General features: G+C 66.0%; 8 protein-coding genes and 1 pseudogene. 1 reads left to right on the top strand and 8 read right to left on the bottom strand.

Annotated features, from left to right (window positions below; all coding sequences use genetic code 11):
• Nucleotides 1-50: 50 nt before the first annotated feature.
• The 6 genes from BRAS3843_RS00995 to BRAS3843_RS00970 form a co-directional block, all read right to left on the bottom strand.
• Nucleotides 51-3,557, bottom strand: coding sequence for a PAS domain-containing hybrid sensor histidine kinase/response regulator (locus BRAS3843_RS00995; RefSeq protein ID WP_008966808.1), 3,507 nt, complete (start codon nucleotides 3,555-3,557; stop codon nucleotides 51-53).
• 490 nt (nucleotides 3,558-4,047) lie between these two features.
• Nucleotides 4,048-5,277 carry a 5-aminolevulinate synthase gene (gene hemA / locus BRAS3843_RS00990; protein ID WP_008966807.1) on the bottom strand — a complete coding sequence of 410 codons (1,230 nt, stop codon included), beginning with the start codon at nucleotides 5,275-5,277 and terminating at the stop codon, nucleotides 4,048-4,050.
• A gap of 225 nt (nucleotides 5,278-5,502) precedes the next feature.
• Nucleotides 5,503-6,564, bottom strand: coding sequence for an MBL fold metallo-hydrolase (locus BRAS3843_RS00985; protein ID WP_035980498.1), 1,062 nt, complete (start codon nucleotides 6,562-6,564; stop codon nucleotides 5,503-5,505).
• 174 nt (nucleotides 6,565-6,738) lie between these two features.
• Entirely contained in the window at nucleotides 6,739-8,877 is a 2,139-nt protein-coding gene (locus BRAS3843_RS00980; RefSeq protein ID WP_008966805.1) for a methyl-accepting chemotaxis protein, read from the bottom strand.
• Between the two features lie 279 nt (nucleotides 8,878-9,156).
• Nucleotides 9,157-9,891: an outer membrane beta-barrel protein gene (locus tag BRAS3843_RS00975; RefSeq protein WP_008966804.1), complete on the bottom strand. Its 735-nt coding sequence runs from the start codon at nucleotides 9,889-9,891 to the stop codon at nucleotides 9,157-9,159.
• Between the two features lie 215 nt (nucleotides 9,892-10,106).
• A complete protein-coding gene (locus BRAS3843_RS00970) occupies nucleotides 10,107-10,415 on the bottom strand; it encodes a hypothetical protein (protein ID WP_008966803.1) in 309 nt (102 codons plus the stop codon).
• A 281-nt stretch (nucleotides 10,416-10,696) separates the two neighbouring features.
• Between BRAS3843_RS00970 and BRAS3843_RS00965 the strand changes: the two genes are divergently transcribed.
• Nucleotides 10,697-12,685: a methyl-accepting chemotaxis protein gene (locus tag BRAS3843_RS00965; RefSeq protein WP_008966802.1), complete on the top strand. Its 1,989-nt coding sequence runs from the start codon at nucleotides 10,697-10,699 to the stop codon at nucleotides 12,683-12,685.
• Nucleotides 12,686-12,826: 141 nt separating this feature from the next.
• Here the strand turns inward: BRAS3843_RS00965 and BRAS3843_RS00960 are convergent, their stop codons facing one another.
• Nucleotides 12,827-15,094, bottom strand: coding sequence for a xanthine dehydrogenase family protein molybdopterin-binding subunit (locus BRAS3843_RS00960; protein WP_008966801.1), 2,268 nt, complete (start codon nucleotides 15,092-15,094; stop codon nucleotides 12,827-12,829).
• Nucleotides 15,084-15,452: pseudogene (locus BRAS3843_RS00955) on the bottom strand (xanthine dehydrogenase family protein subunit M); the annotation flags it as partial. The pseudogene BRAS3843_RS00955 and the gene BRAS3843_RS00960, both read right to left, overlap by 11 nt.

Here is a 15,452-nt window from a genome sequence, read left to right as displayed (position 1 = left end):
TTTCCGCGAGAACCTGGCTCCGACGAACACTCGTCCGCCAAGGTGTCTTCTTACTCCGCCGCCACCATCTGCTGAATTCGCCATTGCCCTAGCAGGGCGCGGAGCGAGGCCGGTTTCACCGGCTTGTTGAGCACGGCGACGTTCTCCTCGCGCGCGGCGGCGCGGACGTGCGGGCTGCGGTCGGCGGTGATCAGGATGGCGGGCAGCGTCTCGCCGAAGCGGCGGCGGATGTCGCGGATCGCGGCGATGCCGTTGCCGCGATCCAGGTGATAGTCGACCAGCAGTCCGGTGACGGGAGCACCGCGTGCTTCGATCACTTCGATGGCGGAGTCGGGATCGGGAACCGCAATCACCTCGGCGTGCCAGGCGGTCAGCAACGTCTTCATGCCGTCGAGAATGGCGGGGTCGTTCTCGATGCAGACGATCAGCGCGCCTGCGATCGGCGTCTTGGCGAGCGGCGTGGCGCTGGTCACCGCGGCGGTGTGGTTGACCGCCTTGGCAATCGGGACCGTGATCGAGAATACCGAGCCGCCGCCCGGTTGCGAGTCGAGCGCAATGCCGTGGTTGAGCACGCGCGCGATCCGCTCGACGATCGACAGTCCCAGCCCCAGCCCGCGCGCGATTCGAGCGCCCTGTTCGAGCCGGTGGAATTCCTTGAAGATCTCGCCGCGCTTCTGCGGCGGAATGCCGACGCCGGTGTCGTAGACGCCGATCTGCAGCGACTGGCCGCGCCGGCGGCAGCCGACCAGCACGCGGCCATGCGGGGTATATTTGATCGCGTTGGAGATGAAGTTCTGCAGCAGACGCCGCAGCAGCAGCCGGTCGGATTCGACCGGCAGCGAGCACGGCACGAAGGTGAGCTCGAGTCCCTTGGCGCGCGCGGCAGGCGCGAACTCGATCTCCAGCGAGCGCATCAGGTCCGCCATCTTGAAGCTCGAGATCGAAGGCGTCATCGCTCCCGCATCGAGGCGGGAAATATCGAGCAACGCGCCGAGGATTTCTTCGATCGCCTCCAGCGACTCATCGATATTCTCGACCAGCCGGGATTCTTCGCTCGCCTTCTGCCGCTCCACCAGGCTCGTGACATAGAGGCGCGCGGCGTTGAGCGGCTGCAGAATGTCGTGGCTGGCGGCGGCAAGGAAACGCGTCTTGGAGATGTTGGCGTCTTCCGCAGCGCTCTTGGCCAGCGCCAGCTCCGAGTTGAGCCGGGTCAGTTCCTCGGTGCGGTCACGCACGCGCTTTTCCAGGGAGGCGTTGGCGCGCTCCAGCGCCTCGGCTGCTTCGAAGGACGGGGTGACGTCGGTGAAGGTGATGACGAGGCCGCCGTCGGGCATGCGGTTGCTGCGCACCTCGATTACCATGTGGCGATCGGCCAGGCGCTCCAGATAGGGCTTGCCTTCCGTGGTGTAGGCGGCCAGCCGCAGCTCCAGCAGCGCCTCACCATCCTCGCCGGTCGGCGCGCCGATCGAGCCCATGAATTCGAGGATTTCCTTCAAGGGACTGCCGATCTGCACCAGATGCGGCGGCAGGCCGAGCAGGTCGACGAACTGCCGGTTGGAGCAGATCAGCTGCAGATCGGGGTCGAAGACGGCGATGCCCTGCCGCACATGGTTGAGCGCGGTCTGCAGGATCTCGCGGTTGAAATGCAGTGCGGCGTGGGAATCGTCGAGCAGCTTCAAGGCCGCCTTGGCGGAGACCGTGCGCTTGCGGAGCAGCAGCGACATCACGAGCCGTGAGGAGGCGGCGCCGATCGAGGAGGCGATCAGGCGCTCTGCATGGCGCAGCAGCTCGAAATCGGCAGGGGCTGCCGGATCGAGCACGGTGCGGTGGTTGGCGGCGAAGGCCGCAAAGGTGTCGCGTGCCCGGTCGGGCCCGAGATATTGCGCCACCGTGCTCTGGATGTCCTGCACCGTGACGGTGGAACGCCAGCGGCGGAAGCTCGGTGCGATCGGCGTGAGTTCGGCGGGTACGAACAGATCGGCCTGCAAGAGCTCGATCGACGATGGCTGGCGTGCCAGCGACAGCAGCACATAGACCAGGAAGTTGAGCGAGAGGCTCCAGAGTACGCCATGCAGCAGCGGCGGCAGATCGGTGCCGAGCAGCGCCTGCGGCCGCAGCGCGTCGATCCCGAACGGGCCGTGCTGCAGGAACAGGATGCCCGCGGTCGAGGTGTCGAGGAAGCTCGGGATGAACAGCGTGTAGAGCCAGACCGCGAAGCCCGTGATCATGCCGCCCATGGCGCCGCGCGCGGTGGCGCGCCGCCAGAACAGCCCGCCGAAGAACGCCGGCGCGAGCTGCGCGACGGCCGCAAAGGACAACAGCCCGATCGCGGCGAGCTGGGTGTTTCCGAGCGCGCGATAATAGAGATAGGCCATCACCATGATGGCAAAGATCGCGATCCGACGGGTGCCGAGCAGGAAGCCGGCAAAGCCGCGGGCTTCACGGGTGTCCTGCTGGCGCTGCAGCACCAGCGGCACCACGATGTCGTTGCAGACCATGATCGAGAGCGCGACGCATTCGACGATCACCATGGCGGTGGCCGCCGACAGGCCGCCGACGAAGACGAGGATCGAGAGTGTGGTCGCGTTGGCCTCGATCGGCAGCGCCAGCACGAACATGTCGCTGTCGACGGCACCGAACGGGAAGGTGATGAGCCCGGCGAGCGCGATCGGGATCACGAACAGGTTGATGGCGACGAGGTAGAGCGGGAACAGCCAGCGCGCCCGCGTCACCTCGGCATCACTGGCGTTCTCGACCACGCTGACATGGAATTGCCGCGGCAGCAGCATCGCCGCGCAGAACGACAGCAGCGTCATGGTCAGGAAATTGCCGATGCCGGGAATGTATTCGATGGTGCGCTCGGCTTCCGGCGATCGCATCGCGCGCTCGATCAATTCGTGCGGCGAGAACATGATGAAGGTGACGAAGACGCCGGCGGCGAGGAAGGCGACCAGCTTCACGATCGACTCGGTGGCGACCGCCAGCATCAACCCGTGCTGATGCTCGGTGGCGTCGGTCTGGCGGGTGCCGAACAGCACCGCGAAGGTCGCCATCGCGAGCGTCACCAGCAGCGCCATGTCGCCGACCAGCGGCATGCGCGAAAACGCCTGATCCTCGCTGAGGATGGTTTCGAGCGAGGAGGCGACTGCCTTGAGCTGCAGCGCGATATAGGGCACCGATCCGATGATCGCGATCAGCGCCACCGTCGCCGCCACCGCCTGGCTCTTGCCGTAGCGGGCGCCGATCAGGTCGGCGACCGAGGTGATGTTCTGCGATTTCGCCAAGTGAATGACGCGGCGCAGCAGCGGCGTGCAGCAGCCGACCATCAGCACCGGCCCGACATAGATCGCGAGGAAATCGATATTGGTGCGGGTGGCGAAGCCGACCGAGCCGAAGAAGGTCCAGGAGGTGCAGTAGATCGCCAGCGACAGCGGATAGATCAGCCGCGAGAGACGGCCGCGCCCGTCCGAAGGCCGCCGGTTGCCGTGACTGGCGACCAGGAACAGGAAGCCGATATAGCCGAAGGCGGCCGCGATCACGGCCCAGTCATGCAGCATCGCTTGCGTGTCTCCCGACGTCTCCTTCAGGCTTTCGGGATTGTCCCGTTAGTGCGGGAAATCTAGCGCTTTGCACGGGGCGAGGCGACAGCGATCTTGGCGCGGGCATCGCAGAACGTTGTTCATGCTTAGCGGCGGCCGTTGTTCGAGCGATGTCTGAAAAGGGGCAAGCTGGTTCCAAAACCCTGGGCGTCATGCCTGCGGAGGCGGGCATCCAGTACGCCGCGGCCTCTCGATTAGAACGGGCGTCTCGGAGTACTGGCTCGTCCGCCTGCGCGGACGATGACAGCGAAAATGACGCGGCCCGGTGCCCCTAATCAGCCGCGCTCCTGAACGGTCGGCTGGCTCTACGAGGCTCACAAACGAGCGCGTAGCCCGGATGAGCGAAGCGACATCCGGGACAATTGAGTCATATCTCCCGGGTGTCGCTGACGCTCACCCGGGCTACCCACCGAACCGGGCTACCCACCGAACCGGGCTACCCACCGAACTACTCCGCCGCCAGCGCCTTCTTGTTCAGCGGCAGGCCGAGCCGTTCCCAGACCTGCACCAGCGCTTCGGCGAGGCGGTCGATCAGGCCGTCATCGTGATAGGGCGAGGGCGTGATGCGCAGCCGCTCGGTGCCCTTGGCGACCGTCGGATAGTTGATCGGCTGGATATAGATGCCGTGCTCTTCGAGCAGCAGATCCGAGGCGAGCTTGCACTTCTCGGGATCGCCGACGAATAGCGGCACGATATGGGTGTCGCTCGACATCACCGGCAGGCCCGCGGCCGACAGGATGGCCTTGACCCGTGCCGCGCGGTCCTGGTGGCGCTCGCGCTCCCAGCTCGAGCTCTTCAGGTGGCGGATCGCAGCCGTGGCGGCCGAGCAGATCGGCGGCGGCAGCGCTGTCGTGAAGATGAAGCCCGGCGCATAGGAGCGCACGGCGTCGATGATCTCGCCCTTGGCCGCGATATAGCCGCCGAGACAGCCGAACGCCTTGGCGAGCGTGCCTTCGAGAATGTCGATCCGGTGCATCACGCCATCGCGCTCGGCGATGCCGCCGCCGCGCGGGCCATACATGCCGACCGCATGAACCTCGTCGACATAGGTCATCGCGTTGTAGCGCTCGGCGAGGTCGCAGATCGCAGCCAGCGGCGCCACGTCACCGTCCATCGAATAGAGGCTCTCGCAGGCGATCAGCTTGGGCCTGTCAGGGCCGGCCGCGATCAAAAGCTCCTCGAGATGCCCGACATCGTTGTGGCGCCAGATCTGGCGCTCGCAGCCGGACTGCCGCACGCCTTCGATCATCGAATTGTGGTTCAGTGCGTCCGACAGGATCAGGCAGTTCGGAATCAGCTTGGCGAGGGTGGCGATGCCGGTCTGGTTGGAGACATAGCCGGAGGTGAACAACAGCGCCGCCTCCTTGCCATGGAGGTCGGCGAGCTCGGCCTCGAGCTGCACCAGCGGGTGGTGCGTGCCAGCGATGTTGCGGGTGCCGCCGGCGCCGGTGCCAACCCGGGTCGCGGTCTCGACCATCGCGCCGACCACCTTCGGATGCTGGCCCATGCCGAGATAGTCGTTCGAGCACCAGATCACGACGTTGCGGGCGCCGCTCGGCGAATGCCAGAGCGCGTGCGGGAACCGGCCGGCGAGGCGCTCCAGATCCGCAAACACGCGGTAGCGGCGCTCGTCATGCAGGCGACCAAGGGCGGCACTGAAATACTGGCTGTAGTCCATCGCGAAACCTGACGTGGCGCGCTGCAATGCAGCATCTGGAACGGACCCTCGCGGCGGCGGGGGTTTGGAAGACTTATTAGAGCGTTTCCAGTCGGGCTGTCGAGTTGGAATCCCCGGGCCGGCCGTGGGCGATTTGTCCAAGGTAGGATGATTGCGACTGAACCGCGCTCGCATTGCGGCGGCGCTGCGGCGAGGTCGGAGCCGCCCGAGCCGCCGGTCCGCTGCTCAGGTTGTGCGATAGTGAAATACGCCGTCGATCGCTTCCGCGGTGAGGCGGCCTTCCACCAGCATGTAGTTGACATGCGCGATCAGCTCGCCAGCCGCGAAGCCCATCTGGTGCGGATCGAGCGCGTGCTTGTGGAACACCACCGGCACCAACTGCGCCGAGGTTTTGGGTTCTTGCAGGCAGGCTTCCGCAATCATCCGGCAGCGTTCCTCGTGATGGTCGGCCAGCTGCTTGATCCGTGTCTTCAGCCCGTAGAACGGCACGCCATGGCCGGGCAGCACCAGGGCATCATAGGGCAGGGTGGTGGTCAGGCTTGCCAGCGAGGCCAGATATTCACCCAGCGAGTTCTGGTCCGGCTCGACCGCCCAGACGCTGACATTCGGCGAGATCTTGCTCAGCACCTGATCGGCGGACAGGAACAGCTTGTCCGAGGCGCAATAGAGCATCACCTGGTCGAGCGCATGGCCGCCACCGGTGATCACCTTGAAGCGGCGGCTGCCGATCTGGATCTCGTCGCCATGGGAGATGCGCCGGTAGGACGGCGGCAGGATCGAGACCCGTTTCAGATAGTCCTGGCCGCGGCCGAGCAGCTTGTCGGTCAGGGTCTCATCCATGCCGTGGCGGCGGAAGAACTGGCGCTGCGCGTTCAGCCGCTCCTCGCTGCCGCGGTTCTGGTGATAGACCGACTGCAGGTACTCGACCTGCGACATCAGCAGCGGGCAGTTGAAGCGTTCGACGATCCACCCCGCAAGCCCGACATGGTCGGGGTGCGAATGGGTGACGATCAGCCGGGCGATCTTCACATGCTGCAGCGGCCCCTCGAGCAGCCTGGTCCAGGCTGCGATCGATTCCTCATTGCCGAAGCCGGAATCGACCGCGGTCCAGCCATCGCCATCGGCCAGCAGATAGATGTTCACGTGGTTGAGGCGGAACGGCAGCTTCAGCCGCAGCCAGAGCACGCCCGGCGCGACCTCGACGACCTGATCCTCCCCGGGGTGGCTTTCCCAGGGGTATCGCAATGCCTCCGCCGAGGAGTGCACGGGGTGTGTTTTGGAATGCATGCCATCGGCTTAAACGCCGTGGCGGGCGAGCGCCAGCCGAAAATTCGCGGGCGGGTAGCGGCTCGGCGCAAGGCTTGAACCACACACGACGTCCGGGGCGCTCGCAACGCGAGTGAGCCCGGAATCTCGAGATTCCGGGTTCGGTCCTCCGGACCGCCCCGGAATGACAGCGTCCTAAGCCGCCCTGATGTTGCTGAGGAAGGCGTCGATCTCCGCGCGCAGGCCGTCGGCCTCACGCCACAGCGCTTCCGATGCGTTCAGCACGTCGGCCGCCGAGCTGCCGGCCTTGGCCGCCGCGCTGGCGACGCCGGTGATGTTGCCGGAGACCTCGGTGGTGCCGCCTGCCGCCTGCTGGATGTTGCGGGCGATCTCGCGCGTGGCCGTGCCCTGCTGCTCGATCGCGGCGGCAATCGAGGTGGTGACATCGTTGATCTCGGCGATGGTCCCGCCGATGTTGCGGATCGCCGTGACCGCTGATGATGCGACCTGCTGCATGCGGGCGATCTGGCTGCGGATCTCGTCGGTGGCTTTCGCCGTCTGACTGGCGAGGCTCTTCACCTCGGAGGCCACCACGGCGAAGCCACGGCCGGCTTCGCCGGCGCGCGCCGCTTCGATGGTGGCATTGAGCGCAAGCAGGTTGGTCTGCGAGGCGATCACCTGGATCAGGTCGACCACCACGCTGATGCGGCTCGCATTGTCGGCCAGGCCCTGCATGGTGGCGTCGGTCGCGCCGGCCTCGGTCACCGCCTTCTTGGCGATCCCGGCCGAGGTCACGACCTGGCGGCTGATCTCGGCGATCGAGGACGACAGTTCCTCGGTGCCGGCCGAGACCGTCTGCACGTTCGTCGAGGTCTGTTCCGCCGCCGCTGCCACGGCGCTCACCAGTGAATTCGACTGCGCGGCGGTGTCCGACATGCCCTGCGCGGTGGTCTGCATCGCGCCGGCCGACCTCTGCAGATTGGCGAGCGTGCCGCGCACCGCGGCTTCGAATTCAGCGATCCGCGCCTCCATGCGGGCGGCGCGCTCGGCCTTCGCGGCGCGGTCCTTGTCCTGGGCGGCGGCGAGGGTGCGGGCACGGATCATGCTCTCGCGGAACACCTCCAGCGTTGCCGCCATCGCGCCGATTTCGTCGCTTCGGCCGGCGTGCCGGAGCTCGGTGTCGAGATCGCCGCTCGAGAGCCGCTGCATCGCCTGTTGCAGCCGGCTGATGCGGCGCAGGATGCTGCCGGCGACATAGAGCCAGACGAACAGCGCTGAGCCGATCAGCGTCGCAGCTCCCGCGCCAATCATGACAAGAGTTGCGAGCTTGATTTCCTGACCCGCGGTCGTGGTTGCGGTCGCGGTCGCATTGCGGACGCCCTCGACCAGCTGCTGCACGCTGATCTCGAGGCCGACATTGAGCTTGCGCGTCTCCTCCAGCACGGTCTGGCCGTAATCGAAGGCGTCGAGCTCCTTCTCGCGCAGCTTGAACACGCGTGTCTTGCCTTCGCCCAGCGCAGCAAGCTTTGTCGCGGCGTCGCGCAACGCCGCCGTGGTGCGCGTATTGGGCAGCAGCTCGAGATTCGATTGCAGCTGCGACACCGCCTGCTTGAACGCCTTCTCCGTCGCATCCAGCGCATCGGCGTCGTTCGCGGACAAGGCGGAGGCCAATTGGGCGGCGATCAGATTGCCGCTGGCGATGACGTTGCCGATCTGCTCGACGAAGCGCGCCGCCGCGGTGGCGTCGTCGACGGATATTTCGAGCGCGCCGACCACCGCATTCAGTCCGGCCTGGGCGTCCAGCATGGGCGCGCTTGCGGCTTCGGTGAAATCGGCCTGAGCCCGGCGCAGCGCGTCATATTGCCTGTTATGGGCTGCGACCGCCTTCAGCCGTTCGCGCGCAGCCGAGACCAGGCTCTGATTGGCGTCGTTGATGTTCTTGATGGTCTCGGCGAGCGGCCCCAGCACGCTCTTGTCGGCGCCGAGGCTTGCGATCTCGTTCAGCCGCTGTTCGGTGAGCTTCTGGATCTCCTGCATCTTCTTGAGGCGATCATTGAGCGCGTCGTTGTTCTGCGATCCCAACAGCGCAGGACCAAGGCTGGCGAGGCTCTGGCTCTGCGCCAGCAGCTGCAGGCTGGCGGTGAGGCGGGGGATGTCGCGGTCCGATAGATCGACCATGGTGGCGCCGACATGCCGCAGCGCCATGCCGGCGCCGACGCTGATCGCGATCGTCATGGCCGCGATCACGGCAAAAGCCGCAAACAAGCTGCCCTTGATGCCCGATTGCGGCCGCAGGTGGCCGAACATCCTGCCGATGCTGAAGCAAACCGCCATTCTGTTTCCCCCGCGACGCAACGATTGCGCGCCTGAATTTTGCGGGCAGTATCGCGGTGGCGAGTTAACAAATTCCGGGAAATCACGGGAGCGCAGCCGAGAATTTGCGTCGTTTCGCATTTCACCCGGCGGGATTTAACCGAAAAGCAACGGCTGCTTATTTCCGCGCAGCGCGACGATCGAGGTCGAGGCGCGGCAAACGCCTGCGTGACCGTTGCAAATTAAAAGGGCCGGCATTGCTGCCGGCCCCCGCCGCCCTGTTAAATGATTGGATGCAGCTCAGTAGCGCCCGACCACCGGAGCGCCCGCCCAGTTGAAGCGATAGTTCACGCCGGCCTTGAAGGTGTGGTCGTCGGTCGTGAAGCTGCCGGTCGCCACCAGCGCCGGCGGCGCGGTGAAGCTGGCGCTGCCGAAATTGTAGTAGTCATACTCGACCTTGGCCGACCAGCTCGGCGCGAACATGTATTCGAGGCCGGCGCCGACCGTGTAGCCGTTGCGATGATCGCCGGTGGTGCCGAAACCGACCGGCAGGCCGGCCAGCGTCACGCTCTCATTGTTGTCGGAATAGGCGTAGCCGCCCTTCACATAGACCAGGCCCGGGCCCCAGGTGTAACCGAAGCGGCCGGTGATCGAGCCGAGCCCGCGCTGGCTGTTCTTATAGGTGTAGCCGCCCGGAAACACGGCGCCGACGCTGCCGCCGACCCAGCTGTACTGGCCTTCGGCACCGATCACCCAGCTCGGGGCGAACTGCCAGTCAGCACCGACCTGCAGACCGCCGAGGAAGCGGCCGTTGGAATTGTTGCCGGTGGCAAGGCCGGAGAAATTGTTGTCGCTGGAAAACGCGCCGCCGATATGCGCGCCGACATAGAAGCCGGTCCAGTTGTAGATCGGCGCCATATAGGCCGGAGCCTTGGTCGCATAGGGATAGGAGCGGGCGCCGAGATCGGCGGCGCGAGCGGACTGAGCTCCGGCCAGGGCCGCGAGAGCGACAGTCGCGAGCAGGAACTTCTTCATCGTACATCTCCAACGCATACAAGCGCCACCTGCGGCGCAATCGATGCGTCAGCTGATAGATCGGTTTTGAATCAAATGCTGTCACTGCCGCAACACAGTGGCCTCCAACCCAACCTGTTGGCAGGCAAACGTTTTTTCGTGGTTAGCGGAGGTTTAACGATGCCTGAAGCGAGCGTTAAGATCGGCTCGCCTCGTGTCGCTTTGAGACATCAGGGTTAAGGTCCGTTAAGGGCCGCGTGAAGGGTTGCGACCGCATCAGCCAACTGATCACGGTGCAGGTCGTCTTTGGGAATCGCGCCTGCATCGGCGGCAATCTCGCGCAGGATCGCGGCCAGCAGTCCGTAGTTGAGATGCAGATGAACTGATTTGCGGACGTCCTCGGATCCCGGACGTTCCAAGGTCAGCGCCAACCCTGTCGGCTCAAGCCTGGCCTGGAAGCGGGACGAATGCTCGAAGGTGCCGACATAGAACTTGTCGGGATATTCGAGCGCGATCTCGGCCTTGTCGGGAACCGGTTTGGACATGATGCCCTCGTTGGAGGTCGCATCATCGCCGAGCCGCTTCGCTCCGCCTTGCGCCAGATCATGTCTGCTGGTTCGGCGCTTAGGCGCTCTCGCGTTTCTCCGCAATTCTACGGAATGAAATGTTTACCCTTCTGCAGACGGGTTGGGATGACAATCGAAGCCAGTATCGTGCGGCGATTCGGAAATGGCGGCTCGGCCGTCGTCGGCCGAATGGAAATGCCATTTTAGGAGCGAGGCCGGTTGCCGCATCGGCCGCTCCAAAATTGTGTTTGTGGTCCGCAATGAAAACCCGCCTGTCGATCTCCGCCGTCATCGCTGCATTCGGCCTGCTCGTGGCCGTCGGATTGGCAGCCGTGGTTCTGACCGGGGCCTATGCGCTCGGCGAGCTCAGGGTCGGGGGACCGCTTTACTCCGACATCAAGCTCGGCAACGATCTGGTCGCCGACATCCTGCCGCCGCCGGAATATGTGATCGAGGCCTATCTGGAATCCACCTTGGCGCTGCGCGAGCCGAAGAACCTTGAGGCGCACCAGACAAAGCTGGCCCAGCTGAGGAAGGATTACGACGAGCGCAAGGCGTATTGGACGTCGTCGGCATTGCAGCCATCCTTGAGATCGATGCTGGTCGAGACGTCGGATGCGCAGGTACGCAAGTTCTGGCAGACGCTCGACTCTGATCTGCTACCGGCGCTCCGTGCCGGGGACGGCGCGAAAGCCGAGGCCGCCTATGCCCGGCTGACGGAGGCTTACACGGCGCATCGCAGCGTGATCGACGACATCGTCACGCGCGCCAACAAGTTCAATGCGGACATGGAGACGACCGCGGCCGAGCGCGATCATTCGATGTCGTGGATCGTGTGGGGTGTCGCGGGTCTCGTCTTTGTGCTGGTGATCGGCGGTCTCGCCGGCTTGATCCGCGGCGTGGTGCGGCCGCTGACGCAAATGACCAGGACCATGCGCCAGCTCGCCGATGGTGATCTCGACGTGCAAATCCCGTTCGCTGAGCGCGGCGACGAGATCGGCGCGATGGCCGGAGCACTCGCCGTCTTCAAGACCAGTGCGATCGAGAATGCGCGGCTGCGGGAGCGCCAGGACAAGGATCGAAACGAGCTCGACGAGCAGAAGCGCCGTTCGATGCTCGACATGGCCGACGTGATCGAGAGCGAAACCGGCTCCTCGGTCGAAGCTGCCGCCGGCGCCTCGCGTGACGTCGAACAGGCTGCCTCGGGGCTGTCGGAGCTTGCCCGGACGTTGTCCTCGGAAGCCCAGGCGGTGGCGGCCGCGTCCAAGCAGTCGCTGTCCAATGCGCAAAGCGTCTCCGCGGCGGCCCAACAGATGGATTCGGCAATTCGCCAGATCTCGGGCCAAGTCGCCCGCGCCAGCGCGATCACCAAGAGCGCCGTTGCCGGCCGCGAGAAGGCCAGGACAACGATCGAGATGCTGTCGAGCGCGGTGGCCAAGATCGCGGAAGTCTCGAACATGATCGGCGGCATTGCCGAGCAGACCAACCTGCTGGCGCTCAACGCCACCATCGAGGCCGCGCGCGCCGGGGAGGCCGGACGCGGCTTTGCTGTGGTCGCAGCCGAGGTCAAATCATTGTCGGACCAGACCGCGAAGTCGACCGACGAGATCGCGCGGCTGATCTCGGAGGTGCAGAGCGCCACCAGCGCTGCGGTCAGTGCGGTCGAGGACATGGGCAGCCAGATCTCGGAGATCGACCAGGTCGCGGCATCGGTGTCGGCGGCGATGGAGGAGCAGCATGCGGCGACCTCCGAGATCAGTCGCTCGGTCACTGCGGCGGCCGCGGGCGCCGAGCAAGTCTCGGCCAAGATATCCAACGTCGGCCGGGACGCCGGGGCGGTCGATGCTCGCGCGACCGAGGTTCGTCAGGCAATCGGCCAGGTCGGCGCCAGCCTGTCCTCGTTGCGCTCGACCCTGACCAAGGTGGTGCGCACCACAACCGCCGAGGCCAATCGCCGCCAATGGCCGAGGTTCAAGTCGAATTTGCCGGTCGAGCTGAGCGGGTCCGGCACCGGCCGGATCAAGGCCGTGCTGATCGACATCTCCGAGGGCGGTGCCTGGATCCGTTGTCAGCACAATCCCGAGATCGGGGCGACGGGCACGATCCGTATTGACGGTTTCGACCGGCAGCTTCCTTACGTCGTGCGCGCCCGCGATCAGGACGCGCTGCATGTCGAGTTTGAACTCGGCGCCGAGCAGCTGGCGTATCAGAAATGGTTCGACGCCCACTTCAAGAAGCAGGCGGCGTGAGATCGCCGTTTTGTCGTCCGTCGGTGCAGCGCGGCTTCAAAGGAGCGGCGCTCTAAGTCGCCCGATGACAGGCTCCGGGGTAGCCGCTGCGGCAAAATGGCTTTGCCATGTTGTCGCGAGCGGCGTCCCGGAATTTTGCTGTTAGTCGGCCCGCCGGACCAGGTCGCTGATCCGAACCGGGAAGCGCCGGACCCGAACGCCGGTAGCGTGCCAGACCGCGTTGGCCACCGCGCCGGCCGAGCCGGTGATGCCGATCTCGCCGACCCCCTTGATGCCGAGCGGGTTGACGTATGGGTCATGCTCCTCGACCGTGAAGGCCTCCATCGCCGGGATGTCGGCATTCACGGGCACATGATATTCGCCGAGATTGGCGTTCATGATGCGCCCGGTGCGGTGATCGGTGATCGCTTCCTCATGCAGCGCCAGCGACACGCCCCAGATCATGCCGCCGAGCAGCTGGCTCTGCACCATCTTGGGGTTGATGATGCGGCCCGCAGCAAACGCGCCGACCATGCGGCTGACGCGCACCTGGCCGAGATCGGGATCGACCTTGACCTCGGCAAACACCGCGCCGTGCGAGTGCATGGCATATTGCTCATTGGCCGCCGCATCTGGCGCGCCGGTGCCGGAGGCGTCGATCTCGGCAAGGCCAGCGCGTGCGAGGATATCGCCATAGGCTTCGCCGCGGCTCTCGTCGTCGCGCCGGAACAGCCGCCCGTTGCGCGCGATCACGCCGGCATTGCCGGCCCCGAACAGCGGCGAGCGCTGGTCCGAGGTCGCAAGCTCGGCCAGCTTGGCGATGACCGCTGCACCCGCATTGTGGATCGCGGTGCCGACGGTCGCCGTATGCGCGGAGCCGCCGGCGATGCCGGCGTCCGGCAAGTCCGAGGTGCCGGCCTTGTACGCGACCTGGTCGATATCGAGCGCCAGCGCATCTGCGGCAATCTGTGCCAGCGCCGTCCAGGCGCCCTGGCCCATGTCATGCGAGCCGGTTTCCATGGCGCCGGTGCCGTCGCGGCGGATCACCGCACGCGCTTGGCCGGCGAACATCAGCGCATGGAAGGTCGCCGTCCCCATGCCCCAGCCGACCAGGAAGCCGTCCTTGTCGCGCATCATCCGCGGCTTCAGCGGCCGCTCCCACCAGCCAAAGCGCTGGGCACCTTGCGTGTAGCATTCGCGCAGGGCTTTCGAGGAGAACGGCTTGCCGGTGCCGGGCTCGATCTCGGCGTAGTTCTTGACGCGGAAGGCGAGCGGATCGAGGCCGCAGGCCTCTGCCATCTCGTCGACGGCGCTTTCCAGCGCGATCGATCCCGGCGCGATGCCGGGCGCACGCACGAACAGCGGCGTGCCGGTGTCGACCCGCACGGCGTCGTAGGTGGTCGCGATGGCCGGCGATGCGTAGAGTGTATGCGTCAGGTGCGCCGCGGATTCGTAGAAATCCTCGAAGCTGGAGGTGACAACCCTGGCGTGATGATGGATCGCCGAGAGCTGGCCTTCGGCATTCGCGCCCAGGCGCAGCGTCTGCCGCGTCGGCGAGCGGTGACCGAACGGGCCATAGAGCTGCTCGCGACGGACCACGAGCTTCACCGGGCGCCCCACTAGCTTCGCGGCGAGGATGCCGAGCACCTGCGGCCCCGCCATCAGGCCCTTGCCCCCGAAGCCGCCGCCGAGGAACGGGCTGCGGATCAGGATGTTCTCAGGCGGAATCCCGAACAGGGCGGCGATGCGCGCCTGCATCATCACGAGTCCCTGCGTCGGCGTGTCGATCACGAGCTTGTCGCCCTGCCATTCCGCCACGATCGCATGCGGCTCCATTGCGTTGTGGTAGTGCGGCGGCGTCTCGTAGACGGCCTCGATGGTCTTGTCGGCCGAGGCCAGCGCCGCATCGACGTCGCCGTGACGGCTTTCCGCGGGGAAGCCCATGCCGACGACCGGCGGGACGTAAGGTTTGTCGGCGTCCAGACCGATGCGCGCCGGCTCGGCCTCGTAACGGGGTGCGAGTAGCGCCGCGCCTTCGGTCGCGGCCTCCAGCGTCTCGGCGATCACGAGTGCGATCGGCTGGTTGGCATAGCGCACGCGATCGTTCTGCAGCGCCTCGAACCTGAAGGCGAACGGATTGGGCTTGCCGTCGGGATCGTCGGCGAGTGGCGGCCGGTTGGCCTGTGTCATCACCTCGACCACGCCGGGATGCGCTTTCGCGGCCTCGACATCGAGCGAGGCGACGCAGCCGCGCGCAATGCTGCTCACGGCGAGCACGGCATAGAGCAGGCCGCGCGGGTTGCTGTCAGCGGCGTAGCGTGCGGCGCCGGTGACCTTCAGCACGCCGTCGCGGCGGGAGATTGGCTGGCCGATATTCGAGCCGTGCCTGAGATGGGCGGGATCGCGGGAGAGATTGAGTTCAGGCGTCATGAAGAACTCCGGGAACGGAGGAGAAGGGCGAGGCGGGCAGCGCCGGCATGCGCGCGGGCGTGCCCTGGTGAGCGGCTTGCAGCGCACGCACGATCAGATTGCGCGCCAGCGGAATCTTGTAGGCGTTGTCTCCGGATGGCTTTGCGCCGGCGAGCGCGGCGTCGGCGGCGCGTTGGAACGCGCTCGCGTTAGCCGGCTGGCCGGCGAGCAGCGCTTCGGCTTCGCGCGGGCGCCACGGTTTCGCCGCGACGCCGCCGAGCGCGAGCCGTGCCTGCTTGATCGCGCCGTTCTCGATCACGAGGCCGGCCGCGACGGAGACCACGGCAAAGGCGTAGGAATTGCGCTCGCGCACTTTCAG

The organism is Bradyrhizobium sp. STM 3843, assembly GCF_000239815.1.
GTDB lineage: Bacteria > Pseudomonadota > Alphaproteobacteria > Rhizobiales > Xanthobacteraceae > Bradyrhizobium.
This window is presented reverse-complemented; position numbering and strand designations above follow the sequence as displayed.